The sequence below is a fragment of the Methylobacter svalbardensis genome (assembly GCF_037671525.1).
Lineage (GTDB): Bacteria > Pseudomonadota > Gammaproteobacteria > Methylococcales > Methylomonadaceae > Methylobacter_A > Methylobacter_A svalbardensis.
The window spans coordinates 1-594 of record NZ_JAWPOH010000209.1; the positions used below are offsets into that span (position 1 = coordinate 1).

At 36.2% G+C, this 594-nt stretch carries 1 protein-coding gene; it reads right to left on the reverse strand.

Annotated elements, in window-relative coordinates:
• Positions 1-397 precede the first annotated feature (397 nt).
• On the reverse strand, positions 398-594 hold a 197-nt coding region (locus tag RW114_RS20875), incomplete at its 5' end, for a hypothetical protein (protein ID WP_340124641.1).

Below are 594 nucleotides of genomic sequence, written 5' to 3' on the forward strand. Positions count from 1 at the left end.
AAACTTTCCAAATAGGTGCGCTCATCCTCAGTTAAACGCACAATATATTTCTTTGCCAATCTATCGTTCCCCAATAATGTAAAAAACCTACTCTATGGGGATTTTATACGACAAAACAAGACTGACTTAGTACTAGGTCGGTATCGGAAAAATGGGCTTGGAGTGGACGTAAAAGATCGCGTAGGATGAACATAAATGAGGTCGTTTTATTCGTATAATCAGTGGCTTATAGGCTAGCATTATACAGTAAAACAAGGCTTCGTTCGACAATAAGTTATTGTTTTTTAATGGGTAAATGAATTATTTGGGGATGCATTGACGTGTATTAAGAGTTGCTAAAAATTTTCGAAATTTTTTCCACTTTCTAAAATTCTTGCTCCTGAAAAACTGGGAAACTTCAGTAAGCTAATAGTTGTTTTAAAAAATCAACATAACTCTCGCCATTAAAGCGTCCTGATGTTTCGGTGTGCTGCAAGATAACAGACTGATATTTCGTTATTAACTGATTGTCGGCGATGGCGTGCAAAGCATTTAAAAAAAGCTGTTGCGTGGCATATTGCTGATCTTTTAAGGTTTTCAGAAGCGCTAGAAATT